The following is a 23994-nucleotide window of genomic DNA, read 5'->3' on the forward strand; positions in this document are numbered from 1 at the left end:
TTGATGTGATCAAAAAACAGCTCCGTATCGCGTAAGGGGTACCCTGTTTGTCTCTCTAACCATGGAAATTATTGTAATGAAAAATGCTCATCTACAGTTTTTTTATTTCTTTAATAACCCTTGCAAGCGAATATCTCTCTACATTTTTGATACTCTGAAACATCATAAAATTATGCAATTCTCTATTTATATCCTGCGTAACCTTTCAGCCAACAAAACATGATTATTATCTAGGATAATATATCCGTTAATCCCATTTTTAACTAATTCACAATGTCCTCTATTTCTGTTCACTACTAATGGTAAACCACATGCCTTTGCCTCTAGTATATTTATAGGAAATCCCTCTCGGAAACTTGAAACAACTACTAAATCACACATAGGTAATAGTAATGCAATATCATCACGATAGCTAAGAAAATCCAATTTATCAGCGATGCACCTTTACAAAAGTAAAATCCATGCGCTGTATATAGAAACTTCATCCCACGTTTTCGTGCTTGTCTTACAGCTAGACGCGCAAGCCCTTCTCCCGCCGGAGTATGACAATGAATTATCTTGTAATTTTATTGTCAATAAGTTTCTTAAGCTCTTTATAAGCCTCAATATTTTTAATATGAAAAGGAGATTGTTGAATAGGAATATTATAACTTTCTATCCACATACCGGAGTTCCATATCACCATTTGCAGCTACATGAACTTCCCGTCCTTGTTCTTGAAACCATTTCATATATGGCAAATCAAAAGCTTTAAAATGATTAGTCTACTGTTGCGCAAAGCAATACCTTTTTTGTATCAATCACCTATCGAATTTTATTATTTAAAATAAATCACTCTATTCACTTTTTTTCTTTGTTGCAATACTTCTTTTAACAGCTTTTATTTTCCATTAATCCATAATACAAAATTCATAAGCCCTGTCATTATATCAACTTTTGGTTCATAACCTAGTAACTTTTTTGATTTTTCAACACTTGCCCAAGTTCGTGGAACATCCCCTGTTTGTTCAGGCAGCCATTGTATATTGGCATTCTTTCCTAGAACTTTTTCTAAGTTTTTAACTAAATCTAGTAATTGTATTGGACGATCATTCCCAAGATTAAACACTTCATAACCCTTTAGGCAATAATCGATAGAAGCTCTAATACCATAAATTATATCATCTATATATGTGTAGTCTCGACACGTTGAACCGTCTCCAAACAAAGTAATAGGTTCATTATTTAATATTTTTTTAGCAAATTTATGAATAGCAAGATCCGGTCTTTGACGAGGGCCGTATACGGTGAAAAATCTTAAAGCAACAATTGGAAGACCATAACAATTGCTATAGCTTCGGCATAAAGATTCTCCAGCTGCTTTAGTAGCGCCATACGGAGAGGCTTGATTCAAAATAGGATCATCTTCAGAAAATGGAACTTTTTCATTCAATCCATATACTGAACTTGAGGAAGCAAAAATAAATTTTTTAACCTTATACTTAACGGATGCATCCAGTAAATTTACCGTACCATTAATATTAACTTCAACATATTCATTTGGATTTTCAACCGAAGGGCGGACACCTGCTTTTGCCGCGAGATGTACTACTACTTCCGGTTTATACCTATTAAAAATCTTGTCTATTGCTTCACGATCACGTATATCTTTTTCAAATAAAGTATAATTTTTAGATTGCAAATGCTTTTCAATATTTTTTTCCTTTATACTCCTATTATAAAAGGGGTCAAAATTATCAACCACTATTACATTATGACCATCAGCTAATAGTGAATCTACAAGGTGACTCCCAATGAATCCTGCTCCTCCCGTAACTAAAACTTTCAAATTTTTTACCCCCTACCTATTCCTCGATAAATAATTCCTGATTTCTTTAACAATTCTTTATCTAAAACATTACGTCCATCAACAATCAATTTTTTCTTCATTCGTTCAGCTAAGTTTTGATATGGCAAATGCAAAAATTCTTCCCACTCTGTTACTAAAACTATACCATCGCAGCCTTCAAATAATTCTTCTACTGATTCAGTATATATTACATTTATATCAGGATATTGCTTTTTACAATTCTCCATAGCTACAGGATCAAAAACTTTTACATTAGCACCAAGTTCAATTAACCCGCGGATTATATCCAATGATGGTGCGTCTCGCAAATCATCTGTGTTAGGTTTAAAGGCAAGACCTAAAATCCCTATAGTTGCTCCTCTTAGAACTTTCAATTCAGACTGAAGTTTTCTTATAACTAATTCACGCTGTTTATAGTTAGTTTTAACCGTTGCTTCTACTAAAGGCATTTCATAATTATATTGACTAGCTGTATGGAGAATAGCAGCTGTATCTTTTCCAAAGCAACTACCTCCCCAACCTATACCGGCATTAAGGAATCTTGAGCCAATTCGTTTATCAAGTCCAATCCCTTTTGCTACTTCTGTAATATCAGCGCCTACCAATTCAGCTAGACCAGCGAATTCATTAATAAAAGATATTTTCATAGCTAGAAATGAATTTGCTGCATACTTAATTAACTCTGCACTTGTTGGGCTTGTTGTAATTACACTTGGTAGTGGAAACCCCTCTGGACGCTTAACTGCCCTAGGTGGTGTAAACGTTTGTTCTAAAATTGGCTGATATAAATTTAATAAGCTATTTTTTGCTCTTTCTGATTCAGTACCTATAACAATGCGGTCCGGATAAAATGTATCAAATAATGCTTCTCCCTCACGGAGAAACTCTGGATTTGATGCAACATCAATTTCTTTTAAAATATTGCGCTTTTTTAATTCATCTTCAATAATGCTTTTTACACGCCGAGCCGATCCAATAGGTACAGTAGATTTATTCACTATAATAGGATTAGATTTCTCATCTAGCTTTTCACCAATACTTTTGGCTACAGTCTCAACATAAGATAAATCAACGTCGCCATTTCCTTTATTCGGTGTACCAACTGCAATAATGACAATGTCAACGTTTGAATCAAAATCATTCCAGCTCGATATAAATTGAATATTTTGTTTTGATTCATCTAGAACTTCAGACAACCCACGTTCATAAATTGGAACTTCTCCATCCCTTAAACGCATGATTTTTTCTTCGTTTTTATCTAATAAAGTTACTTCATGCCCTAAATATGCAAGTGCACTCCCTGTAGTCAATCCTACATAACCACTTCCAACAATTAGAACTTTCATTATGGCTATCGCTCCCCAAATTACATATATTTAGTTGCTAATCCGCAAAATGGTTTTCAATCGCTCTTTTTCCTTTTCCCGTAACCATAATAATATCTTCAATACTAGACTCTATAGCTTCTTCGACAATATATTGAATCATTGGTTTATCAACGATTGGTAACATTTCTTTCGGCATTGCTTTCGTTGCTGGTAAAAAGCATGTTCCTAACCTCACAACTGGAATGATTGCTTTACGTGCTTCTTTTCACCTTTCATCAATTAGCCGCCTAATTTAGAACAACTATTGATTGGCCGCAGAATTGATCGAAATCGTTGATACAAATCGGTTATTCGCAATCCCCAACAATCTTTCCCTAACCTCATCCTTATCCATCGACTCAAATTGTTCCATAAAGTCATTAAGGATTTTTTCGTCCACCATCGTTGCTTTCCCAATATGAATTTTCGGAAACACCTGCTCTGGATGGACTTCGTTTTCATTAAGCAGCTCTTCAAACAGCTTTTCACCAGGACGGATGCCGGTAAATTCGATGCCGATTTCTTCGACGGTGTATCCGGATAGTTTAATCAAGTTTTTCGCGAGATCGACGATTTTGACTGGTTCGCCCATGTCTAGGACGAAGATTTCCCCGCCTTTGGCGAGCGCCCCCGCTTGGATGACAAGCTGGGATGCTTCCGGAATCGTCATAAAGTAGCGCGTCATCTCCGGATGGGTGACGGTGACCGGACCGCCGGCTTGGATCTGTTTTTTAAATAACGGAATGACACTGCCGCGGCTGCCGAGGACGTTTCCAAATCGGACAGCAACAAATTTTGTCTTGCTCTGCTTGTCCAATTGTTGAATAATCATTTCCGCAAAGCGTTTTGTCGCACCCATCACATTGGTTGGGTTAACTGCTTTGTCCGTCGAAATTAATACAAAGGTTTGAACACCAAATGTAGCGGCCGCTTCGGCGACGTTTTTCGTGCCGAGAATGTTGTTTTTGACCGCTTCTTTCGGGTTGTATTCCATTAACGGAACGTGTTTATGCGCCGCTGCATGGTAGACGACATGCGGCTTATGTTCTTCCATCACTTCAAACATGCGCTCACGGTCTTGAATATCGCCGATCACTGGAACAATGTCGATTTGATCTTTATATTGATTGCGCAGTTCCATGTCGATTTGATAAATGCTGTTTTCTCCGTGGCCGAGCAGAACGATTTTTTTCGGGTTAAATCGGCATACTTGCCGGCAAATTTCCGAACCAATCGAACCGCCGGCTCCCGTGACTAAAATGACTTTGTTTTCGATGTAACTGGAAATGCTTTCGATATCAAGTTCGATCGGTTCACGGCCAAGCAAGTCTTCCACTTGCACATCGCGAAACTGGCTGACAGACACTTTTCCAGTCACGATATCTTCGAGTTTCGGAACGATTTGCGTTTTTGCTTTCGTTTTCGCGCATTGCTCAAAAATGCGATTCAGTTCCTTTTTTGTCAACGAAGGAATCGCAATGATGATATGTTCAATTTTCAGCGCGCGAACGACATCTTCAATATCTTTCGTCGTTCCCATCACAGGAATGTTGAAAAACTGCAATTTTTGTTTATTAGGGTCATCATCAATAAACGCAATTGGCTTTAATTCCGCTTCGGGGTTATTCACTAATTGCCGCGCGACCATCGTTCCCGCAGCGCCCGCGCCGATAATCAGCGTCCGCCGTTTATTCGCGTTTGGTTTTATGTAGCGATCGCGGAACACTCTCCAGACAAACCGCGAACCACCGATGAGAATAATATGGATCATCCACGTAATCATTAACGCGCGGACGTAAATATCTTGAAAGACCACAAACTGAACAACCGACGTTGTGATAATCGAAAAGGTGACTGCCTTGATAATCGCCGTTAATTCGCCAATGCTTGCGTACTCCCATGCCTTATGGTACAAACGGTATGTAAATGCAAAAAAATGATGGCTGACAAGCAGCGTCAGCGCCGATAAAAGAACGGATTCATACTTCCATATTTGTATTCCTGGATGAAGCGTAAACAAACTAACGTAAATCGCCGTTAACACGATCAATGAGTCCAATATCATTAAAAACGTTAATCGTTTTCGATATGCCAACGCATTGCGTCTCCCTTCATATATAGGAATGCTTAATAAAGAGACATGATGAATCGCGATGGCTCGTTATTAAGCATTCATCATTCTTGTTTTGTTTCCGTAACAATTTTCTCCATAAATGCGAGTAAATCGTCTCTTAATTCATCGTATTGCAACGCAAACTCAATCGTCGTCTTAATAAATCCGAGCTTTTCGCCGACGTCGTAGCGCTTTCCTTCGAATTCGTAGGCGAAGACGCGCTGGATTTCGTTGAGCTTTTGAATCGCGTCGGTGAGCTGGATTTCGCCGCCGAGACCATCGCTTTGCGCACTTTTTTCAATTGATGGAACCCCCTATGTATTTTGGCCCATATGCCCCCGCGCATCGGTGCAACGCTGGCTACGCCGATGCGCCGATGCATATGGGCATAAAAAACAGCCCCTTTTTGGGACTTAGTTTGGCATTTTTGATTTCAGATTTAAAATCTCTTTTTCATGATCGATCAGTTTGTCGAACATCACATCGGATCGGCGCTGCAAGTACGAGACGGTGACATCGACGGATTTTCTTATGCTGGTGACATCGTTTAAAATGAGTGCTTGATTGTGTTTGGAAACGCGCAGCTCTTCGAGGATTCGTTCTTGCGTCTGCTTCATGCCGGCCATCTCGTTTTCTAATGTTTGTTGGCCTTGTTGCAGCTGAGTGATGTCTTTTTGGATTTGGGAAACCGTCGTTTCCAATGTTCGTTGACCTTCTTGCAGTTGGGCGACATCACGCTGCAACGCCTTCTGCCCTTCTTGGAGCTGGGCAACATCCTTTTGAATTTGGGAAACCGTGGTTTCTAATGTCCGTTGACCTTCTTGCAGTTGGGTGACTTCCTTCTGAAGCTGGGATACGTCTTGGCGAATGTGTCCGACTGTGCCTTCCAACCGCTCAAGCCTGTCGTGGACTGGTTTCAGTTCTTCTTGCAAGACGGAACGAAGCAATTCTTTCAGCTCTTGGCTCATGGCTTCACCTCCTTGCTCTGATTATAGCATGGCCAGTGAAGCACATAGAAACAAAATAAGTTAGATCGGGCATCTAACCCGCCCTCACGCCACACCCTCGACGACGGGCGTCTAAGGTGCCAGGACCGTCATCGTCCCCACCCACGGCATGGCCGAGTGCCTCCATTGATAACGGTAAGGAGACATCACCGAACGAAACGGCATCAACGAAGAAAACGGCCTGTCTTTAAGACAAAGAAGCCGCCGCTATGAATCTCTTGCTGCGCGAGCCAAACTGTCTTAAAGAAAGAGCCGCCGCTATTGGATGTCGGTCGACATCATTCTGAATCGTTCTACAAGAAACAAGCCATGTTTCGACAACGAACGGGCAAAAGAAAAGAAGTATTTCTAAATTATTTTATATCATACTGCCAACTATTTCTAAAAGAGGCCAAGGAACTTTTTCTTTTTCACCCGCTGTGGTTCGTCGCGGAACACGGCTTGGCCGCGAACGAGCAGCTCGGCGTTCTCTTGGAAGTAGTACACCATGTCTGTCCCGTATTCTTTCCGGATCACCTCGTACGCCTCGCGGAGGCGAAACGGCCGCGTTTTCGTGTTGTGGGCGTCCGAGGCGATGAAATGGGCCAAGTTCGCTTCGATCAGCTGAAACGAGAACGTTTTGATTTTCTTGCCGAAATGGCCCGTAATGCTTGATGTCGTCAGCTGGGACAAGGCGCCGCGTTTGACGAGCTGGTAGAGCCGCTCGGGGGTTTCGATGATCTCGGCGTTTCGCTCCGGATGGGCGATGATCGGGATAAACCCTTTCACTTGGGCATCAAAGAGGAGTTGCTCCGCATATTTCGGCACATGATCGGGCGGAAATTCGATCAACATGTATGATGTATCGGCAAGCGTCATCACCTCGCCTCGGGCAAGGCCGTCAAGCAAGTCGCCGTGGATGCGCACTTCTTGGCCTGGAAACACGTTCAAGGCGATGCCGCGCCGTTTCAATTCGTCATTTAGTTCCGCCGCCAAGGAAAGGACGGCTGGTCTTGGGTTGTCATGCGTTCCATTTTGATGATGGGGAGTGGCAATGATCGTTGTAATCCCCTCCTTGGCTGCGGCTTGCGCCATGGCGATGGCGTTCTCCATCGCCGCCGCTCCGTCGTCAACGCCAGGCAAAATATGGCTATGAATGTCGATCATCGTCCACTCCTCCTTTTTTCGCTCTACTAAACACCTATTATGGTAACATAGGAAAAACAGGCTATCAATGGATGAGATTTGTCGAACATTGTCGAAATGGAAGGCAAATTCCACTGATTAGGGGGCAAGCTGGAACGCCCGCCAATGCGGCTGTCAGTTGTCTTCTTTTCGAAAACGGTCTATAATCGAAATGGTATGCACGAAAATTTCTGAATGGAAAAGGAAGAGTGCCCATGAGAGCAGAACGTCGAAAAAAGAAGAAAACATGGCTCCGCTGGGTGACGGGATTGCTCGTCGTGTTATTCGCTGGAGCAGGAATATTCGCCTATTCCATTTATCATCATGTGAAACAGACGGCGAACCAAATGCACGAGAACGTCAACTGGAAGTCGGAGAAGCGGAAAGAAAACGTTTCGTTTGAACGGAAGACGCCGATTTCCATTTTGTTGATCGGCGTCGATGAACGGAAAGGGGATAAAGGACGCGCCGATACGCTCATCGTCATGACGGTGAATCCAAACAAGCAGTCGATTGACATGGTGAGCGTGCCGCGCGATACGAGAACGGAGATTATCGGAAAAGGGACGAAAGATAAAATCAACCACTCGTACGCCTTTGGCGGAGTGGAGATGACGATGGCGACGGTGGAACACTTTTTAGATATTCCCATTGACTACTACATTAAGGTCAACATGGAAAGCTTCCGCGACATCGTCGATGCGGTCGGCGGCGTGACGGTGAACAACCCGTTCGCGTTTACGTATGAAGGAACGCACTTCCCGAAAGGCGAGATTACGTTGAACGGGGACGAGGCGCTGAAATACTCCCGCATGCGGAAAGAGGACCCGCGCGGCGATTTCGGGCGCCAGGACCGGCAAAAGCAGATCATTCAAGCGATTATTGAGAAAGGCGCCAGCTTCTCGTCGCTCACGAATTACAGCGATGTGCTCGCAGCGATCGGGAAAAACGTGAAAACGAACTTGACGTTTGAGGAAATGAAAGAAATTCAAGCGAATTACAAAGACGCCCGCAAGCACATTAAGCAGCTGCATATTACGGGACAAGGGACGAAAATCAATGGCATTTATTACTTGATCGTGCCAGAGAGCGAACGGCTGGCGATTTCGAATGAGTTGAAAGAGCATCTGGAGCTGAAAGCGACGGCGGCGAAGTAAATGAGACGCGCACCTTAAGAGGTGCGCGTTTTCATTGGGCGATGAAGCGCTTGGCGAGCGCATCGGCCCAAAGCGCGGCTCCTTCCTCGGTCGGCAAGTCGGTTTGCGGGTCGACGTAGCGGTTCAGCTCTTCGCTTTGATCGTCAGGCCAGGCGTGCCAATGGTTGAGGTAAGGATAGCCGTTCTCTTTCGCGAACGCTTCAAGCTGCTCGACTTGGCGCGGGTAGTAGGTCGCGTTGTAAATCGGGTTCGGCGGCTGCAAGATCACGACCGCATTCGGGGCCGCCGATTTGAGCTCGTCGATGATCGATTTGATATGGGCAAGAGTGTCGTCGATCGTCACGACACCGTTGTCGTTTAACAAAAACGGTTCAAGCAGGACAAGATCCGGCTTGTCCTTGGCCCAGTCGGCGGCGATGCGCTGTCGGTCGGCGTCGGCGGTGGTCAAGCCGTCGTATTCGTGGACGGTGATGTGAAACACGCCTTTCCCGTAGGCGTCATCGAGCGCTTGTTTCAACCGCTCAGGCCAGCCGCCGTTCTCTGGCGTTGATTCGGAGCCGGCGATGACGAGGCGGATCGGACGGTGTTCCTCCACCGCCCGCTTGATGGCAGCTTGCGCGGCCGCTGGCAGCTGCTTGGCGCGGGCGAGGATCACTTCCGTTTGGCTCGTCTCCGTTTCCTGCTTGGCGGATGTTTCGACTTTCGCCCGCGCCGCCTGCACGGTGGCGTCGATTTTTCGCTCCCAGTACAAATGCCCGGTTATGATGAAGGCAAGGCAAGCGGCGGTGAGCAAAAGGATGAAGACGAAGTTTCTCAACGGTTCTCTCCCCTTTTCTCTATCAGAACGGCTTCCCGCGGTCGGGAAGCCGTTTGTGGTTACTTGTATTGATAGTAGTAATAGTACCCGCCGTCACGGTGCTTCCGCTTGTTCAAGACAACGCCGAGCAGTTTGGCGTTGGCCGCTTCGAGCAGTTCTTTCGCCTTGACCGCCGCTTCGATTTCGGTGCCGCCGCTTTCGATGACCAAGACGGTGCCGTCGCATTGATTGGCTAAAATTTGCGCGTCTGTCACGGCCAAGACAGGCGGAGTGTCGAAGACGACAAGGTCAAACGTCTCATACAGCTGTTCGAGGCATTGCGCCATCGCTTTCGAGCTGAGGAGCTCGGCAGGGTTCGGCGGAATCGGGCCAGACGTTAAGATTGATAAGTGGTCGATTTCGGTCGCTTGGCACGTCGACAACAGCGGCGCCGAGCCCGTCAAAACGTTCGTTAATCCCATGTAGTTGTTTAACCGGAAGGTGTAATGGACCGTCGGTTTGCGCAAATCAGCATCAACAAGTAGCGTCTTTTTCCCTTGCTGGGCGAAGACGACCGCCAAGTTCGCCGCGGTGGTCGTCTTTCCTTCGCCAGGCCCCGTTGACGTGACAATTAAGGAACGAAGCGGCGCATCAATGAATGAAAATTGGATATTCGTCCGGATCGTCCGATATTGCTCTGCGATGGGCGATTTCGGATTGTCAAATGTGATCAGCCTCCGCTCCGCTTTGCGGATCGATGTTGCTGGTTTACGAGCCAATGGTTTCACCTCTTGTTTGTGGAATGGCGGATTCGCGTCTCGCTTTTTGGCCGCCTTCAGCCGTGATCAAACTGACCGCGCCGAGCACCGGCAGGCCGAGATGTTTTTCGACGTCTTCTTCCGTCTTGATCGTGTTGTCCAAATATTCAAGCAAGAACGCAAGCCCTACACCCGTCATCAAGCCGACGACAAAGGCGATGGCCATGTTCAGCAATGGCTTCGGCTTGACCGGGGCTTGATGTTCTTTCACTTCCGCTTTCGAGAGAATGGTGACGTTGTCGATGTTCATGATTTTGACGATTTCGTTTTTGAACACTTCCGCGGTTTTGTTGGCGATCTCAGCCGCCAAGGCAGGATCGGGATCTTGGACGGTGACGGAGAACACTTGCGAGTCTTTTTCGCTTGAGACTTGAATCTGTTCGTTCAGCTCGTCGATCGTCCGGTCAAGGCGGAGCTCGTCTTTCACTTTTTCCAAAATGGTCGGGCTTTTGATAATGACGCTGTACGTGTTGATGAGCTGCACGTTCGTTTGGATTTCATTGAAGTTGTAGAGCTGCTGCTCCGATTTCGCTTGGTTGACGAGAATTTGTGTCGATGCCTGATAAATCGGCGTTAATAGAAAATAGCTGACCACACCGCTTACAACAGTCGCTAGCGCGGTGATCAGGACGATGAGCCAAAGCCGTTTGCGCAACGTTTCGAACAGTTCGCGCAGGCTGATTGTTTCTTCCACCAGTATTCCCCCTCTCTTGTCTGTCTCCTTCTTGGTTGACGTTCGCGGTACGTACGCCCCCTCTGATGCAAAAGGGAAGGTTGTACTGCTGTTTCCTCCGCAAGAACATCCCGATGTTCGACCTCTGTCCCGATCTTTCGAACATGAATCGACATTCCCATTATAGCGAATGAAGCGAAACATATCTAGCCGAAATCGGTACTAATTTTGGCGAAACGAAAAGGCCGCCTCGATCGGCAGCCTTTTTTCGTTATTCGTCTTTATTGTCTTTGTCGTTAGCGTCTTGCGGGTCTTCAATTGGGTCTTCGCGGTCCGGAACAGTATCGCGCTCATCGTCGCCCGGTCCGTTGTTCGTGTCGTCTCCCGGCGGGAGTTGATTGTTTTGGTTGTCGTTCAAATCGGTATCGCGGTTGTCCGGGATACCGTCATTGTCTTTGTCGTTGTCGACGTCATCGTTTTGGTTGATGTCATCGGCCGGGTTCACGTCTTGGTCGTTGACATCGTTTTGATTGTTGTTTGGCGGCGGCGGATTGTCGTTGTCGTCATTGCATCCGGCCGCTAAAAAGAGGGCGACAAGAGCGCTGAACAGTTTGAACAGCAACGCCTTGTTTTTCATGGCACCTTCTCCTTTCTTCGTGTTGTTGTGACCTTATGTAAGACCGGTCCTTGTTTATCTTTCCCAGAAGAGCGCATTTCATGCAAGGGGAATGAAACAAATGCGGGGGTGGCGTTTAGGGGAATGAACATACGCGCCCCGCAAAGGAGCGCGCGTTGGTCAGCCGTTTGTTTTCTCACCAAGGGCGAACATGAGCTCTGTTTCGCAGACGAGTTCGCCGTCGACGGTGGCGGTGCCTTTGCCTTTGCCGATGGCGCCGCGGGCGCGGAGGATTTCGACTTCCAGGCGAATTTGGTCGCCTGGTTTCACTTGCCGCTTAAAGCGGCAGTTGTCGATGCCGGCGAAAAAAGCGAGGCGGCCGCGGTTTTCTTCGCTTTGCAGGAGGACGACGGCGCCGACTTGGGCGAGCGCCTCGACGATCAACACGCCGGGCATGACCGGGTATTCGGGGAAGTGGCCGGCGAAAAACGCTTCGTTGGCGCTGACGTTTTTGATGCCGACGGCGCGCTTTCCTTCTTCGATTTCCAGAATGCGGTCAACAAGCAAAAACGGATAGCGGTGCGGGATGATCGCTTGGATTTGTTGGATGTCAAGCATAGAAACACTCCTTTTTCATGATCATCAAGACGATGACGCGGCGAGGTGCTGCTTACGTCCCTTTTTCGACAAAGTCGAGGATGTGCTGCCACGTCGAGGGGCGGAACACGTCAATCCACGCTCCGTCGCCGATGGCGCTGTAGCCAACGACCGCGCCGGCGGCGAGGCTTAAGGCCATCAAGGCGGCGACGATGATGAGCCGAAGCCCAATCCGGATGAGCCGGGTGCGCGCGAAACGGCGCGGCGCGGCCGCCTCCTCTTCAGCCGGAAGGGCTTGGGCTTCCGGTTCGGCGGGAGTCGGCGGGCTCTTTCTTACTCGGCCTTTCCGCCTCGCCATCCGGGAAGACGGCGAGCGCATAGGTTCTTGATGCCTCTCGTCACTCATCGCGATCCTCCTTATGAGGAGCGCATGCCGTTAATCAGCCCGAGCATTTGTTCCGAAATGGAAATGGCGCGGGCGTTCAGCTGATACGCTCGGCTTGTCGCCATCAGGCCGACCATTTCCTCGCCAAGGTCGACGTTCGACTGTTCCAAGGCGCCTTGCTTGACGCCGATTTGGCCACGCAAATTGCCGTTGAGCTCCCGAGCGGCGCCAGGGACATCCGGCAAGGTGAAGACGTTGTCGCCCTGGGCTTCGAGAAGCTGCGGACGATCAATGGCGGTGACGCCAAGGTTCACGCGGGCAACAACCGCACCGCTGGCATCAGTGGCCGTCAGCGTTCCGGTTGGGGAGAGCTGAAAGCCGGTTGTGCCGGTGGGAAATTCGATGGGCCGATTCGCTTCATCGAGCACCGGGCGGCCGTCGCTTGTCACGAGGGCAAGACGCCCGTCCATAGGAGTGACAGAAAAGTTGCCAGCGCGGGTGTAGCCGATCGTTGTGTCACCGTTGGCATTGGCGACTTGAACGCGAAACCATTGGTTGGCGGCGGTGAAGGCGAAATCGAGCGCGCGGCCGGTCTCGACGAGCGTTCCTTGAGCAGACACAAGCATTGTCGAAGCGAGGCGCGCCCCGTTGCCATAGCGCACGCCCGCTGGCGTCTCACGTGGCGCTTCGTCGGCGGGGAGGCGGTCGACTTGCTGGGCGAGGAGCTCAGCGAAGCTCGCTTCGCGCCGTTTAAAGCCGACGGTGTTGCTGTTGGCGATGTTATGGCTGATCGTATCGAGCCGCTCTTGCAAGGCGTTCATCGTGTTGGCGGCGGTGAGCATCGAACGAAGCACGGGCTTGTCCTCCTTTTGTCATCATTTCAGGCGGCCGACTTCATTGACGGCCTTGTCCAAGCTGCGGTCGTACGCTTGGATGATTTTTTGGTTTGCTTCAAACGTTCGGTAAGCCGCGAGCAAGTCGGTCATCGTCCGCTCAACGTCCACGTTCGACCGTTCGAGAAACCGCTGCTTGACGGTATACGTGACATTGCCGGGCGCCTGCGGCAACGGCCCTGCCGTGCTGCGGAACAGGCCGTTTCCTTCCTTCACCAATGTTTGCGGGTTGGCGGCGAAGGCGACGCCAAGGCGGGCGATTTCCCGGTTTCCGGCGATGATCGTCCCGTCGTCGCGGACGGCGAACGTTTCATTCGGAACGGCGATGCGCTCGCCGTTGCCATCGAGCACATACCAACCGTCTTGCGTGGTTAAATAGCCGTCCGGGCTCACGGTGAAATGGCCGTTGCGCGTGTACCGGATGTCGCCTTGGCCGTTTTCGACGGCAAACAAGAGCGCCCCGCGCTGCCCGCTTGCCGGGTCGACCGGGACTTGTCCATCGACTAAGGCTACATCAGTGGAGAGACCGGTTTCTTTAATATCCCCTTGGCGGAAGTTCGGGATGAGTTCTTGCATATAGACACCCGTCTGGAGCGGCCCGATCGCCGTTTGCGTCAGAATGGCGCGCGGCGGGGCGGTCGGGATCGGCTCGTCCTCGAGGCGGCTCATCAACAGTTCCGGAAACGCTCTCATCGCTCCTGCATCAGCTTTGTATCCCGGCGTTTCGGCGTTCGCCAAGTTGTTGGTCAGCATCTCGACGCGCCGCTCCTGGGCGAGCATGCCGCTCGCGGCGGTATACAATCCTCTTAGCATGACAGCTCCCTCGCTTGTCCATGAAAATTCGTGGCAGAAAGCCGCTGCCGGCGTTGGCGGGCGGCTTGTTGATTCCATTATAGGCGGGCGGGGGCGGCAGCCGCATCCCCTGCTTTTCCTTTTTTACACCAACTGCGATTTCGGCGCGCGGTCGATGTTCTCAAGCATCAGCCCGGTGCCAAGGGCGACGCAGTCCATCGGATTTTCGGCGATGAACACCGGCAGCTTCAGCTCTTCGGCAAGCAACTGATCGATGCCATGCAAGAGGGCGCCGCCGCCCGTTAAGATGACGCCTCGGTCGATGATGTCGGCCGACAGTTCCGGCGGCGTGCGCTCGAGCACGCTTTTCGCGGCTTGTACAATCAAGGACACCGGCTCGCGAAGCGCCCGTTCGATCTCCTCCGAACGGACGGTGATCGTGCGCGGCAGTCCGGTGACGAGATCGCGGCCGCGGACGTCGATTTCTTCGGTCCGTGCGCCTGGGAATACCGTTGCGACTTTGATTTTAATCTCCTCGGCCGTTCGTTCCCCGATGAGCAGCTTATATTCACGCTTAATGTAGTTTAAAATTTCCATATCGAACTTGTCCCCGGCCATTTTAATGGAAGAGGCGGTGACAATGTCCCCCATCGAGAGAACCGCCACGTCGGTCGTGCCACCGCCAATATCAACGACCATGTTTCCGCACGGCTGAAAAATGTCCATTCCGGCGCCAATGGCTGCGACTTTCGGCTCTTCCTCCAAGTACACTTTTTTGCCGCCGCTTTTTTCTGCTGCCTCTTTGATCGCTTTCCGTTCGACCGATGTCGTGTTCGTCGGGCAACAAATCAAAATGCGCGGTTTGGCGAAAAAGCCTTTTAGGTCGAGCTTGCTTAAGAAATGCTTCAGCATCGCTTCCGTAATGTCAAAGTCGGCGATGACGCCGTCTTTGAGCGGCCGAATGGCAACAATATTCCCAGGAGTACGTCCGACCATTCGTCGTGCTTCTTCGCCCACTGCGAGCACTTTGTTCGTGTGTTTATCGATCGCCACGACGGACGGCTCATTGAGCACGATGCCTTTGCCTTTGACGAAAATGAGGACGTTCGCCGTGCCTAGGTCAATGCCGATATCTCGTGAGAACATACATGCTCCTCCTTGCCTCTGCCCTAAAATCATTCCTAATAGATTATTCTACCATATTTGCCTCCCGGAATGATACTGCAAACGGCAGATGGCAAGGAAAAAGTCAGTTGTTTTTCACTGCTTGCTTTTTATACTTTTTCTTCGTTGCTTCCCCGCCGCGCAAATGGCGGATCGATTTATGGTAATCGAGGATTTGCTTCACTTCTTGGGCCAGTTCCGGGTTGATTTCCGGCAGCCGCTCGGTCAAGTCTTTATGCACGGTGCTTTTGGATACGCCAAATTCTTTCGCGATGACGCGAACGGTTTTCCTCGTCTCCACGATATACTTGCCAATCTTGATCGTACGCTCTTTGATGTAATCGTGCACACCACTCGCCCTCCCTAAGTTGGATGTGAGAAGTGAGAAGTGTGAAATGAGACTCGTCTTGCCAATGATGGGCGCCGCTTTCGTTGGATGTCTTAGAAGCGTCTTCATCGCGTCGCTTGCCGGTTGTGAACGATCCCCACCTCAACCACTCTCATTGCTGTTCAATTTGTAACATTTTATTAGACAAATCGGGCATATATACCAGAAATATCAAGGCGGACAACGGTTTTTTCACAATTTTTTTGCGGTTTGTAACGGAAGGGAAATGGGAAACGACTATATGTATAGAGAGGAAAAAAGGAGGAGCTGGCATGGGCAAAGGAAAAATGATCGGCGTCGCAGCCGTGTTGGCCGGGGTGGCGGCGGCGAGTGCGCTGTTTATGTATAATAGCGGCAACGAGCGCCCGCAGGCGAAAGATGATTTGCTTGGCCCCGCTCCAGCGGGCAAACCAGCGCCCGCAGGCGGGAAAGGGATCATCGCCGGAACGTTGGAGCCGTCGCTCACATACGAAAAGCAAAACGATGCTTACGTGTTTACGTTTACGGTCAAAAACCAAACGGAGCGCGTGCAAACGGTGACGTTCACGAGCTCGAAAAAGTATGACTACATTTTGTACCGCGATGGCCAAAAGGTGAAGCAGTACAGCGAAGGGAAGATGTTTGCACAAATTTACGAAGAGCGCACGTTAAAACAAGGGGAAGAACTGTCCTTTCAGGAAACGTTCCGCGGCCTGGAGCCCGGAACGTATACGCTTGAGTGGTGGCTCGCCGACCAAAACTGGCCGAACGCGCGGGCGAAAGTGACGTTTACGGTGCAGTGAGGCTTCGGGCGAATGACAAGTCAAACGGCCGGCCGCATGCGGCGCATGCCAAACGCCGCTCGTGCCGAGTTGGCCAACAGCCCGGTGAGAGAGGGCGCCCGTTCGCCTGTCAACGGCAACAATGACGACAAGAGGGAGGCTTCCGTCACTGTGAGGAAGCATCCCTTCCATCTTTCTTTAGCCATAGAGGCCATTCATGGCGAGAGAAACACCGCCCCGTACACGAGCGCCAAGGCGATGACGTACGCCGGATGGAGGCGCCATTTGCCGAACATCAACAAGGCGCTGGCGGCAGCGAGACACACCATTTGGACGAGCCCGGCTCCTTCGTACGACTCGCGAAAAAAGTCGATCGCCATGATCCCAAGCATGACGGCGATCGCCGGGCGGATGTAGGCGGTGAGCCGCTTTACTTGCGGCGCGTCTTTCCATTTGTACAAGAGCTGCAAAAGAGCCATCAGCAAAATAAGCGACGGGGCGACGCTCGCAAACACGGCGACGGCGGCGCCAAGAATGCCGGCTTGTTCATAGCCGATATAGCCGGCCATTTTCGTCGCGATCGGGCCGGGCAACGAGTTGCCGATCGCCAGCACTTCACTGAATTCATTGACCGTCATCCACTGATAGCGATCGACGACTTCGTGCTCGACAAGCGGGATGGACGCCGGGCCGCCGCCATAGCCCAAAATGCCGGGCCAAAAAAAGGCGAGAAACAGCTGCCAATAAATCATGACGACGCCCTCCTTTCTCCGCCTTTGTCTCGATCCGCCGCCTTGGGCTTGCTTCGGCCGACAAACGCCGCCACCAGCAAAATGGCGACGACAAGCGCCGGATGAAGGCCGAGCCACTGCAAGGCCAAAAAGCAGGCAAGAAGGAGCAGAGCGGCCGGCCAAATGCCGAGGGCGGCGCGCGCCTGCTTGGCGAACTGCCACGTCATTTCCGCCAACATGACCGCCACGACCGGCAACACCGCTTTTGTCATCCCGGCCACCCACGGCGTGTCTTTGAACGACGACAGCGCGGCCAGCAGCACGATCATCAGCACGACCGTCGGGGCGGTCGTCGCCAAGACGGCGTTCACTAAGCCGAGCGCGCCGCCGACACGGTAGCCGATATAGCCAGCGAGCTTCGTCGCGATCGGGCCGGGCAAGGCGTTGGCAATGGCGAGAATTTCCGCAAACTCTTCATCGGTCATCCACCGGTATTTTGTCACCACTTCGGCGCGCACGAGCGGGATCGAGGACGGCCCGCCCCCGTACCCGAGCATGCCGACGCGGAAAAAAGCAAGAAATAAATGCCATTGGTTCATCGAAGTCATCCCTTTATCGTGAGTCTCACCAAGCGGCGACCGCCCCGTCCGTGCGCGGCTCCGTCCCGGCGGCAAGCACGCCGGTGTCAGGATCGCGCCAAATGATTTGTCCGCGGCCGAACGGACCTCCGTCTAAGGCAAAGCGAATGTCATGCCCTTTGCGGGCGAGCGCTTCGGCGATATGGCGCGGGAAGTGCGGCTCAACGAGCACCGTTTTTCCTTCCATCCACTGCCAGCGTGGCGCATCGAGCGCCGCTTGCGGGTTCAAGTCAAAATCGATGGTGTTCATGATCACTTGCAAATGCCCTTGCGGCTGCATAAATCCACCCATGACGCCGAACGGGCCGACCGGCGTGCCGCCTTTGGTCAAAAAGCCAGGGATGATCGTATGGTACGGCTTTTTCCGCGGCGCCAGCCCGTTCGGATGGCGTTCATCGAAGACAAAGTTATGGCCGCGGTTGTGCAAGGCGATGCCCGTGCCTGGGACGACGAGGCCGGAGCCGAAGCCCATGTAATTGCTTTGAATATAGGACACCATATTCCCTTCGCCGTCGGCGGCGGCTAAATAGACCGTGCCGCCTTTGGGCGGCGTCCCCGGCTCCGGCGTGAGCGCCTCCGCGCCGATTTGCGCCCGGCGCATGGCGGCAAACGACTCCGACAACAGCTCGTCTGGGCTGCAGCTCATATAACGGCGGTCGGTGATGTACGCTTTGCCATCGGCAAAGGCCAGCTTCATGGCTTCGATTTGCCGGTGGTGCGTCTCGACATCCGGGACGCTTGGCACGTCAAACCCGCTCATGATGTTGAGCGCCATCAACGCGACAAGCCCCTGCCCGTTCGGCGGGATTTCCCACACTTCATAGCCGCGATAGGAAACGGAGATCGGCTCGACCCATTCCGGTTCGTACTCGGCGAGGTCGTCCGCCGCCAAAAAGCCGCCGTATTGCTTCGAGAAGGCGGCGATTTTTTCCGCCAGCTCGCCGCGGTAAAAGCTTTCTGCCTCCGTTTCGGCAATGGAGCGGAGCGTCGCCGCATGATCCGGAGACGCCCACACTTCCCCGATCTTCGGCGCGCGGCCGCCCGGCGCAAACGTCGCAAACCACGAGGCGAACTCCGGCCCATTCAGCGCTTCTTTGTACACCCGATAAGCGTTCGCCCAGTATTTGCCCAGCACCGGCGATACTGGGTAGCCGTTTTCCGCATAGGCGATCGCCGGAGCGAGCGTTTCGGCAAGCGGCAGGCGGCCGAAGCGCTTCGCCAGCGCTGCCCACGCCGCCGGCGCGCCCGGCACCGTCACCGGGGCAAAGCCGTACTTTGGCATCTCGGTATAGCCGCGCTCTTTCAACGCTTCGATTGAGATCGCTTTTGGCGCATAGCCGCTCGCATTCAGCCCGTACAGTTTCCCATTCGTCCAGACGAGAGCGAACGCATCGCCGCCGATGCCGTTCGATGTCGGTTCGACGACCGTCAGACAGGCGGCGGCGGCAATGGCAGCATCGATGGCGTTGCCGCCCTTTTTCAGCACGTCAAGCCCCGCCTGGGCCGCCAGCGGCTGCGACGTTGCGACGACGCCGTTTTTCGCAAACACCGTCATCCGCTGCGATGGGTAGGGGTGGTATAAGTAGTCCATGGCCGGCATGCCCCTTTCTTTTGTTAAGCAAATTGGATCAAGTTCTTAACAAACGGAGTATTTCCTCTTTCCATCCATTTTAAAAGAACACAGGCACTATTTCCAGCATTGTTTAAAAAATAGATCTAATATTCTGATAAAGTTTTTTGCTTCATAGCCCGCTACAACTTCAACCCCGTCCGGCTCTTGAAGCGGCGAAGCAAAATATGACTCTCCACTCTCGTGATGCCTTCTAACGCATACAGTTCATTGTTGATGAATTTTTCGAGGGCGGCAAAGTCTTCGACAAGGACGTGCATATGGAGCGTGCTTGGGCCGGTCATTTGGTAGCAGCTCGCCACGTTCGGATTCTCCGCCAGCTTTTGCGCCACTTCGACCAAATACGCCGGCTCGCAGTCAACCTCGAAAAACGCCGACACTTGTTTGCCGAATTTCTCCGAATTGATGACAACGGTAAACTTTTCAATGACGCCGTGTTTGACGAGCTGGTTGACCCGCTCGCGGACGGCGACGCGCGAAAGGTTCAGCTTTTTGCCGATGTCGACGTACGACATGCGGCCGTCTTCAATCAACAGTTCCAGAATTTTGCGGTCAATGTCGTCTAGTTTCACTGCCTTGTCACCCGCCTGCGCATCCATTTTTCTATCATTATATCGGTTGAAGCGGTGCGTGGGAAACCTTTTCTTTCCGTTGCGCTCCTCTTGAACGAGAAAAAGACCCTCTGTTTGTCTTGCAAACAGAGGGTCTTTTCCTTTTGTCAGGCGCTATGTCGATCAAGCTCTCGCCATGCCGATCGAGGCATCTGGCGTTTTGTAGGAAGACGTGTCATCATGTTGGTCTTGCTCATGGTCGCTTGGCGCCGTTTTGTTGTCATCAGCCGGCGTTTGTTCGGTTTCCTCGGCCGGGCTTTGTTCACTCGGCGCGGTTTCGTCGCTTGGCGTCACGTTCTTCTCTTCGCTTGCGTTGGCGTTATCTGTTCCAGCGTTGTCTTCGGCTTTGTCGGTCAAGGCGGTCAACGGTTGATCAATATAATCGATCGGGTTAACCGGTTGGCCGTCTTTGCGAATTTCAAAGTGGACGTGGATGCCTGCTTGTTTGTTAAACTCGCTTTGCCCTGCCTTGCCGATCACTTCGCCTTGTTTCACCGTATCGCCTGCTTCCACTTTCACGTCAGCGAGCGATTGATAGACGGTCGTGACCCCTTGTTCATGATTGATTTCCACAACGTAGCCTAAAATCGGATCTTTTTCCGCTTTCGTTACCGTGCCGCTTAACGCAGCCGTAACGTCAAACGTTTTGCCGTCTTGGCGCACAAGGTCGATCCCTTGGTTCGGATGGTACGTATGATCGTAAAAGACGAGGGCTGCTTCCTGTTCCTGTTCTGATGATTTGTCATCATAGAACGGTGTTTTGACTTGCACGGCGTTCGGGTCAAGCACAGGCATCGCGATGTTTTCGACCGTTTCATTGACCGGAACAGCCGGGTTTTCCTGCTGGGCGGTGCCGTTTTTCACGGTGTCGTTTTCACCCGACTTCTCTTGTTTGCCCGCTTGAAACCAAAGTGCGCCCGCGACGATCAACGCTGCGCAAGATAGATAAATAGCCGGAAATACCCAACGCTTGCGGAAGAAACGCTTCAGCGACGGTTGTTTTTGTTCCTCTCTCATGTTCATCACCTCAGCAACCATTTTGAACAGAAAGAGGAAAAGATATACACGCCGAATACAATTTTTTTCACTTATTTTTTGATATTCCCCCGCATTTTATGCAAAAAAAATCGGAGCGGACGCCCCGTCATTGTTTGGCGGTCAACTTGTTCAAAAAGGCGGTCGCTGAAGAGATGCGGACGCCTCGGTAATAATGCTTCACGATGTCGGCGTACGTTTTTCCTTCCTGGGCCATAAAATTGGCGCCGTATTGGCTCATGCCGACGCCATGGCCGTAGCCTTTCGTCGTGATGATGATGTTCTCGCCTTTCCGCACCCACGTAAAGTCGGTCGACGGCAAACCGAGCCGTTCACGCACTTCGCGGCCCGTGAACGTCTTTCCGCCGATTTTCACCTCACCGACTCGACGGCCGGGCGTGCGCGACAAAATGACACCGACGGATCCGTCTTTTGGCAGCACGATTCCGAGCCTCTGCTCAAATTCAACGACAGACATCGTTTTTCGCTGATAAAACTTCGGGGATTGTTTGTCCCATGGGCTGGCGACGCTTTTTAAATACGGGATATCGTTTTGCCAGTACGATTCGGAATTTTCTGTATACCCGTTGCTTGTGGAAAAGAAGAGCGCTTCAATCGGTTCGTTGTTGTACGTTAAAATTTGCCCGCGCGTATCCAGAACCGCTTTGGTCACTTTTTTGATCTTCCAGTCGTAATCGCTTCCCCATAACTTCCGCAGTTCGTCATCGCTGTAATACACTTGGTGCGCCACTGTGTCGGTCACATTCGCCCCTTGCGGCAGGCGGAACGGCTGGTTGGCGAGCATCTGTTTGACGATGTACGTTCGTGCCGTTAAGGCCTGCGCCCTTAACGCCTCGAGCTCAAATTCGGCCGGCATTTCCGCCGCCACCACTCCGATGACGTACTGTTCAAGGGGGATTTTTTCCACGCGCTGTTCTTTGCTTCGGTAAACCGCCACGTCAATGGACGGCCCTTCGGCTGCCTGCGAACGCTGGAGTTGTTCGTGCTTCTGCAACTGTTCCGTCAATTTCGCCACCTTCCCGTCGTAAAACGGCAGGACAAGCGCGGCAGGAATGACGAGGATGGCCACAAACAGGCATAGTGCAAGTACGATGACCGGTTTCAGTCGTTTCACCATAGCCGAGCCCCCAATATGCATTTTCTAAGCCCAAGCGGACATGATCAATCAATGCCTGCATGGCTTCCGTTCGTTACTTATAGTTATGGGCTCGGACAAGTATATATGACTGTTTTCTTTCGCGTCTCCTCCTGTCCTTGAACGAGCGGATGCGCGCCCTCCTCCGTGCAGCGGAAAGCGGAGAGCCGGCATTGGCCGGCCAAGCGGGGGGAGAGAATGCAAAAAACGACCGTTCGATAAGCGTCAATTCCCGTTTTTAAGTCTGGGCGTGAGAGAATGCAAAAAAAAAAACGACCATTCCCCGCCGAAACAAGCAGTTCACGGTCGTTTTTTCGCCATTATCCGTTCCATTCGATCGCTTGGATCGGGTCGAGTTGTTCTGTTTCGTCCCGAACGCGTTCAATGTCAGCGCCGAGCGCGGCCAGTTTTTCATGAAAGCGGACATAGCCGCGGTCAAGATGACGAAGCTCGGTCACGCGCGTGTAGCCGTCCGCCGCAAGTCCAGCCAAAATCAAAGCGGCGGCAGCGCGCAAATCGGTGGCCGCTACTTCAGCGCCTTGCAGCTGGCACGGACCGTTAATAATGACAGAGCGCCCTTCAATTTTAATATCAGCGTTCATCCGGCGGAATTCTTCCACATGCATGAAGCGGTTTTCAAAGACGGTCTCGGTGACCATGCTCGTGCCTTCCGCTTTTAACAGGAGCGCCATCATTTGCGATTGCATGTCAGTTGGAAAACCTGGGTATGGCATCGTTTTAATGTCGACGGCTTTCAACGTTTCCGGACCGATGACGCGCACACCGTTTTCTTCTTCGATAATCGTCACGCCCATTTCTTCCATTTTGGCAATGAGCGAACTTAAATGCTCGGGAACCGCTCCTTGCACGAGGACGTTGCCGCCGGTGATGGCGGCTGCCACCATAAAGGTGCCAGCTTCAATGCGATCCGGGATGACGGTGTGGGACGTGCCGACGAGCTCGTCGACCCCTTCGATGCGGATCGTGCCGGTCCCGGCGCCGCGCACTTTGGCGCCCATCGCGTTCAAAAAGTTCGCCAAATCGACAATTTCCGGCTCTTTGGCGCAGTTTTCGATCACAGTTGTACCTTCCGCGAGCACCGCGGCCATCATAATATTTTCCGTTGCCCCAACGCTTGGAAAGTCCAAGTATACTTTGGAGCCGCGGAGACGGCCGTTCACTTCTGCATCGATAAAGCCGTTGCCGACTTTCACGGAGGCGCCCATTGCTTCAAATCCTTTTAAATGTTGATCGATCGGGCGCGAACCAATGGCACAGCCACCCGGCAAGGCGACGCGGGCGCGGCCGTTGCGGGCCAACAGCGGTCCCATGACGAGCACGGAAGCGCGCATTTTCCGCACATATTCAAACGGCGCTTCCACCGTCAGCGGAGCGGTCGCATCGACCGTTACCGTATTGCCGGCGATTTGCACATCGGCGCCTAAATAGCGGAGCACCTCACTGATTGTATATACATCGGAAAGAGCAGGCACATCATGAATCGTGCTAGTTCCTTTTGTCGCTAATAAGGTGGCAGCAATGACGGGCAAAACGGCATTTTTTGCGCCTTCCACTTTGACGGTGCCGCTCAACCGGTTTCCGCCACGGACGATGATCTTTTCCAAGGTATTCCCCTCCGCGTCCAATTTCTCT

25 protein-coding genes and 3 pseudogenes are annotated in these 23994 nt (G+C 51.2%); 2 read left to right on the forward strand and 26 right to left on the reverse strand.

Annotation, left to right across the window (positions count from 1 at the left end; translation table 11 throughout):
• Window positions 1-189 precede the first annotated feature (189 nt).
• The 8 genes and pseudogenes from CV945_RS01945 to CV945_RS01980 all read right to left on the reverse strand — a co-directional run.
• Window positions 190-801, reverse strand: a pseudogene (locus tag CV945_RS01945) (glycosyltransferase); the annotation flags it as partial.
• Window positions 802-880: 79 nt separating this feature from the next.
• Entirely contained in the window at window positions 881-1828 is a 948-nt protein-coding gene (locus tag CV945_RS01950; RefSeq protein ID WP_100659033.1) for an SDR family NAD(P)-dependent oxidoreductase, read from the reverse strand.
• A gap of 5 nt (window positions 1829-1833) precedes the next feature.
• Window positions 1834-3195 carry a UDP-glucose dehydrogenase family protein gene (locus CV945_RS01955; RefSeq protein WP_100659034.1) on the reverse strand — a complete coding sequence of 454 codons (1362 nt, stop codon included), beginning with the start codon at window positions 3193-3195 and terminating at the stop codon, window positions 1834-1836.
• 46 nt (window positions 3196-3241) lie between these two features.
• Window positions 3242-3424 (reverse strand): annotated as a pseudogene (locus tag CV945_RS01960) (sugar phosphate nucleotidyltransferase); the annotation flags it as partial.
• Window positions 3425-3478: 54 nt separating this feature from the next.
• Window positions 3479-5311: a nucleoside-diphosphate sugar epimerase/dehydratase gene (locus CV945_RS01965; protein ID WP_100659035.1), complete on the reverse strand. Its 1833-nt coding sequence runs from the start codon at window positions 5309-5311 to the stop codon at window positions 3479-3481.
• Between the two features lie 80 nt (window positions 5312-5391).
• A pseudogene (locus CV945_RS17435) lies at window positions 5392-5616 on the reverse strand (UTP--glucose-1-phosphate uridylyltransferase); the annotation flags it as partial.
• Between the two features lie 126 nt (window positions 5617-5742).
• Window positions 5743-6297 (reverse strand): hypothetical protein, encoded by a 555-nt coding sequence (locus CV945_RS01975; RefSeq protein WP_100659036.1) that lies wholly within the window; start codon window positions 6295-6297, stop codon window positions 5743-5745.
• Between the two features lie 420 nt (window positions 6298-6717).
• Complete coding sequence (locus CV945_RS01980; protein WP_100659037.1) at window positions 6718-7482, reverse strand: tyrosine-protein phosphatase; 765 nt, start codon at window positions 7480-7482, stop codon at window positions 6718-6720.
• Window positions 7483-7715: 233 nt separating this feature from the next.
• Between CV945_RS01980 and tagU the strand changes: the two genes are divergently transcribed.
• A complete protein-coding gene (gene tagU, locus CV945_RS01985) occupies window positions 7716-8657 on the forward strand; it encodes a polyisoprenyl-teichoic acid--peptidoglycan teichoic acid transferase TagU (RefSeq protein ID WP_033026594.1) in 942 nt (313 codons plus the stop codon).
• 31 nt (window positions 8658-8688) lie between these two features.
• On the opposite strand, the gene CV945_RS01990 is transcribed toward tagU, so the two are convergent.
• From CV945_RS01990 to spoIIID, 10 genes are all read right to left on the reverse strand, one after another.
• Window positions 8689-9474, reverse strand: coding sequence for an SGNH/GDSL hydrolase family protein (locus tag CV945_RS01990; RefSeq protein ID WP_100659038.1), 786 nt, complete (start codon window positions 9472-9474; stop codon window positions 8689-8691).
• Between the two features lie 59 nt (window positions 9475-9533).
• Window positions 9534-10232, reverse strand: a complete 699-nt coding sequence (locus tag CV945_RS01995; protein WP_100659039.1) for a CpsD/CapB family tyrosine-protein kinase — start codon at window positions 10230-10232, stop codon at window positions 9534-9536.
• Entirely contained in the window at window positions 10222-10965 is a 744-nt protein-coding gene (locus CV945_RS02000) for a YveK family protein (RefSeq protein WP_100659040.1), read from the reverse strand. Before CV945_RS02000 ends, CV945_RS01995 begins: the two co-directional genes overlap by 11 nt.
• Before the next feature lie 250 nt (window positions 10966-11215).
• On the reverse strand, window positions 11216-11581 hold the full coding sequence (locus CV945_RS02005; RefSeq protein ID WP_100659041.1) for a hypothetical protein: 366 nt from the start codon (window positions 11579-11581) through the stop codon (window positions 11216-11218).
• Window positions 11582-11740: 159 nt separating this feature from the next.
• Window positions 11741-12178: a 3-hydroxyacyl-ACP dehydratase FabZ gene (gene fabZ, locus CV945_RS02010; protein ID WP_064213655.1), complete on the reverse strand. Its 438-nt coding sequence runs from the start codon at window positions 12176-12178 to the stop codon at window positions 11741-11743.
• A gap of 52 nt (window positions 12179-12230) precedes the next feature.
• A complete protein-coding gene (locus tag CV945_RS02015) occupies window positions 12231-12563 on the reverse strand; it encodes a DNA-directed RNA polymerase subunit beta (RefSeq protein ID WP_100659042.1) in 333 nt (110 codons plus the stop codon).
• A gap of 11 nt (window positions 12564-12574) precedes the next feature.
• Window positions 12575-13396, reverse strand: coding sequence for a flagellar hook-basal body protein (locus tag CV945_RS02020; RefSeq protein ID WP_100659043.1), 822 nt, complete (start codon window positions 13394-13396; stop codon window positions 12575-12577).
• Between the two features lie 21 nt (window positions 13397-13417).
• Window positions 13418-14248, reverse strand: coding sequence for a flagellar hook-basal body protein (locus CV945_RS02025; RefSeq protein WP_050367962.1), 831 nt, complete (start codon window positions 14246-14248; stop codon window positions 13418-13420).
• Window positions 14249-14371: 123 nt separating this feature from the next.
• The gene (mreB, locus tag CV945_RS02030) at window positions 14372-15373 is read right to left on the reverse strand and encodes a rod shape-determining protein (protein WP_033011787.1); all 1002 of its coding nucleotides are present in this window, start codon (window positions 15371-15373) and stop codon (window positions 14372-14374) included.
• Window positions 15374-15476: 103 nt separating this feature from the next.
• Window positions 15477-15740 carry a sporulation transcriptional regulator SpoIIID gene (spoIIID, locus tag CV945_RS02035; RefSeq protein ID WP_008880665.1) on the reverse strand — a complete coding sequence of 88 codons (264 nt, stop codon included), beginning with the start codon at window positions 15738-15740 and terminating at the stop codon, window positions 15477-15479.
• Between the two features lie 311 nt (window positions 15741-16051).
• Here spoIIID and CV945_RS02040 point away from each other — a divergent pair, with 311 nt between their 5' ends.
• Window positions 16052-16561, forward strand: coding sequence for a BsuPI-related putative proteinase inhibitor (locus CV945_RS02040; RefSeq protein ID WP_033011785.1), 510 nt, complete (start codon window positions 16052-16054; stop codon window positions 16559-16561).
• Window positions 16562-16581: 20 nt separating this feature from the next.
• Here CV945_RS02040 and CV945_RS17745 read toward each other — a convergent pair whose 3' ends face one another.
• From CV945_RS17745 to murA, 8 genes are all read right to left on the reverse strand, one after another.
• Complete coding sequence (locus CV945_RS17745) at window positions 16582-16710, reverse strand: hypothetical protein (RefSeq protein ID WP_255407700.1); 129 nt, start codon at window positions 16708-16710, stop codon at window positions 16582-16584.
• 45 nt (window positions 16711-16755) lie between these two features.
• Complete coding sequence (locus CV945_RS02045) at window positions 16756-17292, reverse strand: chromate transporter (RefSeq protein ID WP_033011782.1); 537 nt, start codon at window positions 17290-17292, stop codon at window positions 16756-16758.
• Complete coding sequence (locus tag CV945_RS02050) at window positions 17289-17870, reverse strand: chromate transporter (protein WP_100659044.1); 582 nt, start codon at window positions 17868-17870, stop codon at window positions 17289-17291. The genes CV945_RS02045 and CV945_RS02050 overlap by 4 nt, the downstream gene beginning before the upstream one ends.
• Before the next feature lie 25 nt (window positions 17871-17895).
• Entirely contained in the window at window positions 17896-19500 is a 1605-nt protein-coding gene (locus tag CV945_RS02055; protein ID WP_100659045.1) for a gamma-glutamyltransferase family protein, read from the reverse strand.
• A 161-nt stretch (window positions 19501-19661) separates the two neighbouring features.
• Complete coding sequence (locus tag CV945_RS02060; protein ID WP_015376050.1) at window positions 19662-20111, reverse strand: Lrp/AsnC family transcriptional regulator; 450 nt, start codon at window positions 20109-20111, stop codon at window positions 19662-19664.
• Between the two features lie 162 nt (window positions 20112-20273).
• Window positions 20274-21167 (reverse strand): stage II sporulation protein SpoIIQ, encoded by an 894-nt coding sequence (spoIIQ, locus tag CV945_RS02065; protein ID WP_100659046.1) that lies wholly within the window; start codon window positions 21165-21167, stop codon window positions 20274-20276.
• Between the two features lie 127 nt (window positions 21168-21294).
• A complete protein-coding gene (gene spoIID / locus CV945_RS02070; RefSeq protein ID WP_100659047.1) occupies window positions 21295-22323 on the reverse strand; it encodes a stage II sporulation protein D in 1029 nt (342 codons plus the stop codon).
• A 338-nt stretch (window positions 22324-22661) separates the two neighbouring features.
• On the reverse strand, window positions 22662-23966 hold the full coding sequence (gene murA / locus CV945_RS02075) for a UDP-N-acetylglucosamine 1-carboxyvinyltransferase (protein WP_100659048.1): 1305 nt from the start codon (window positions 23964-23966) through the stop codon (window positions 22662-22664).
• Window positions 23967-23994 lie beyond the last annotated feature (28 nt).

Source organism: Geobacillus sp. Manikaran-105 (assembly GCF_002809955.1).
Lineage (GTDB): Bacteria > Bacillota > Bacilli > Bacillales > Anoxybacillaceae > Geobacillus > Geobacillus thermophilus.

Bases quoted from the DNA above. Each gene is read 5' to 3' on its own strand.
- CV945_RS02015 (WP_100659042.1), bottom strand. From the start codon at position 12,563: ATGAGTGACGAGAGGCATCAAGAACCTATGCGCTCGCCGTCTTCCCGG.
- CV945_RS02040 (WP_033011785.1), top strand. From the start codon at position 16,052: ATGGGCAAAGGAAAAATGATCGGCGTCGCAGCCGTGTTGGCCGGGGTG.
- CV945_RS01955 (WP_100659034.1), bottom strand. From the start codon at position 3,195: ATGAAAGTTCTAATTGTTGGAAGTGGTTATGTAGGATTGACTACAGGG.
- CV945_RS02055 (WP_100659045.1), bottom strand. From the start codon at position 19,500: ATGGACTACTTATACCACCCCTACCCATCGCAGCGGATGACGGTGTTT.
- spoIID (WP_100659047.1), bottom strand. From the start codon at position 22,323: ATGGTGAAACGACTGAAACCGGTCATCGTACTTGCACTATGCCTGTTT.
- spoIIQ (WP_100659046.1), bottom strand. From the start codon at position 21,167: ATGAGAGAGGAACAAAAACAACCGTCGCTGAAGCGTTTCTTCCGCAAG.
- CV945_RS01980 (WP_100659037.1), bottom strand. From the start codon at position 7,482: ATGATCGACATTCATAGCCATATTTTGCCTGGCGTTGACGACGGAGCG.
- CV945_RS02005 (WP_100659041.1), bottom strand. From the start codon at position 11,581: ATGAAAAACAAGGCGTTGCTGTTCAAACTGTTCAGCGCTCTTGTCGCC.
- fabZ (WP_064213655.1), bottom strand. From the start codon at position 12,178: ATGCTTGACATCCAACAAATCCAAGCGATCATCCCGCACCGCTATCCG.
- CV945_RS01975 (WP_100659036.1), bottom strand. From the start codon at position 6,297: ATGAGCCAAGAGCTGAAAGAATTGCTTCGTTCCGTCTTGCAAGAAGAA.
- tagU (WP_033026594.1), top strand. From the start codon at position 7,716: ATGAGAGCAGAACGTCGAAAAAAGAAGAAAACATGGCTCCGCTGGGTG.
- CV945_RS02025 (WP_050367962.1), bottom strand. From the start codon at position 14,248: ATGCTAAGAGGATTGTATACCGCCGCGAGCGGCATGCTCGCCCAGGAG.
- CV945_RS02045 (WP_033011782.1), bottom strand. From the start codon at position 17,292: ATGATTTATTGGCAGCTGTTTCTCGCCTTTTTTTGGCCCGGCATTTTG.
- mreB (WP_033011787.1), bottom strand. From the start codon at position 15,373: ATGTTCTCACGAGATATCGGCATTGACCTAGGCACGGCGAACGTCCTC.
- CV945_RS02050 (WP_100659044.1), bottom strand. From the start codon at position 17,870: ATGAACCAATGGCATTTATTTCTTGCTTTTTTCCGCGTCGGCATGCTC.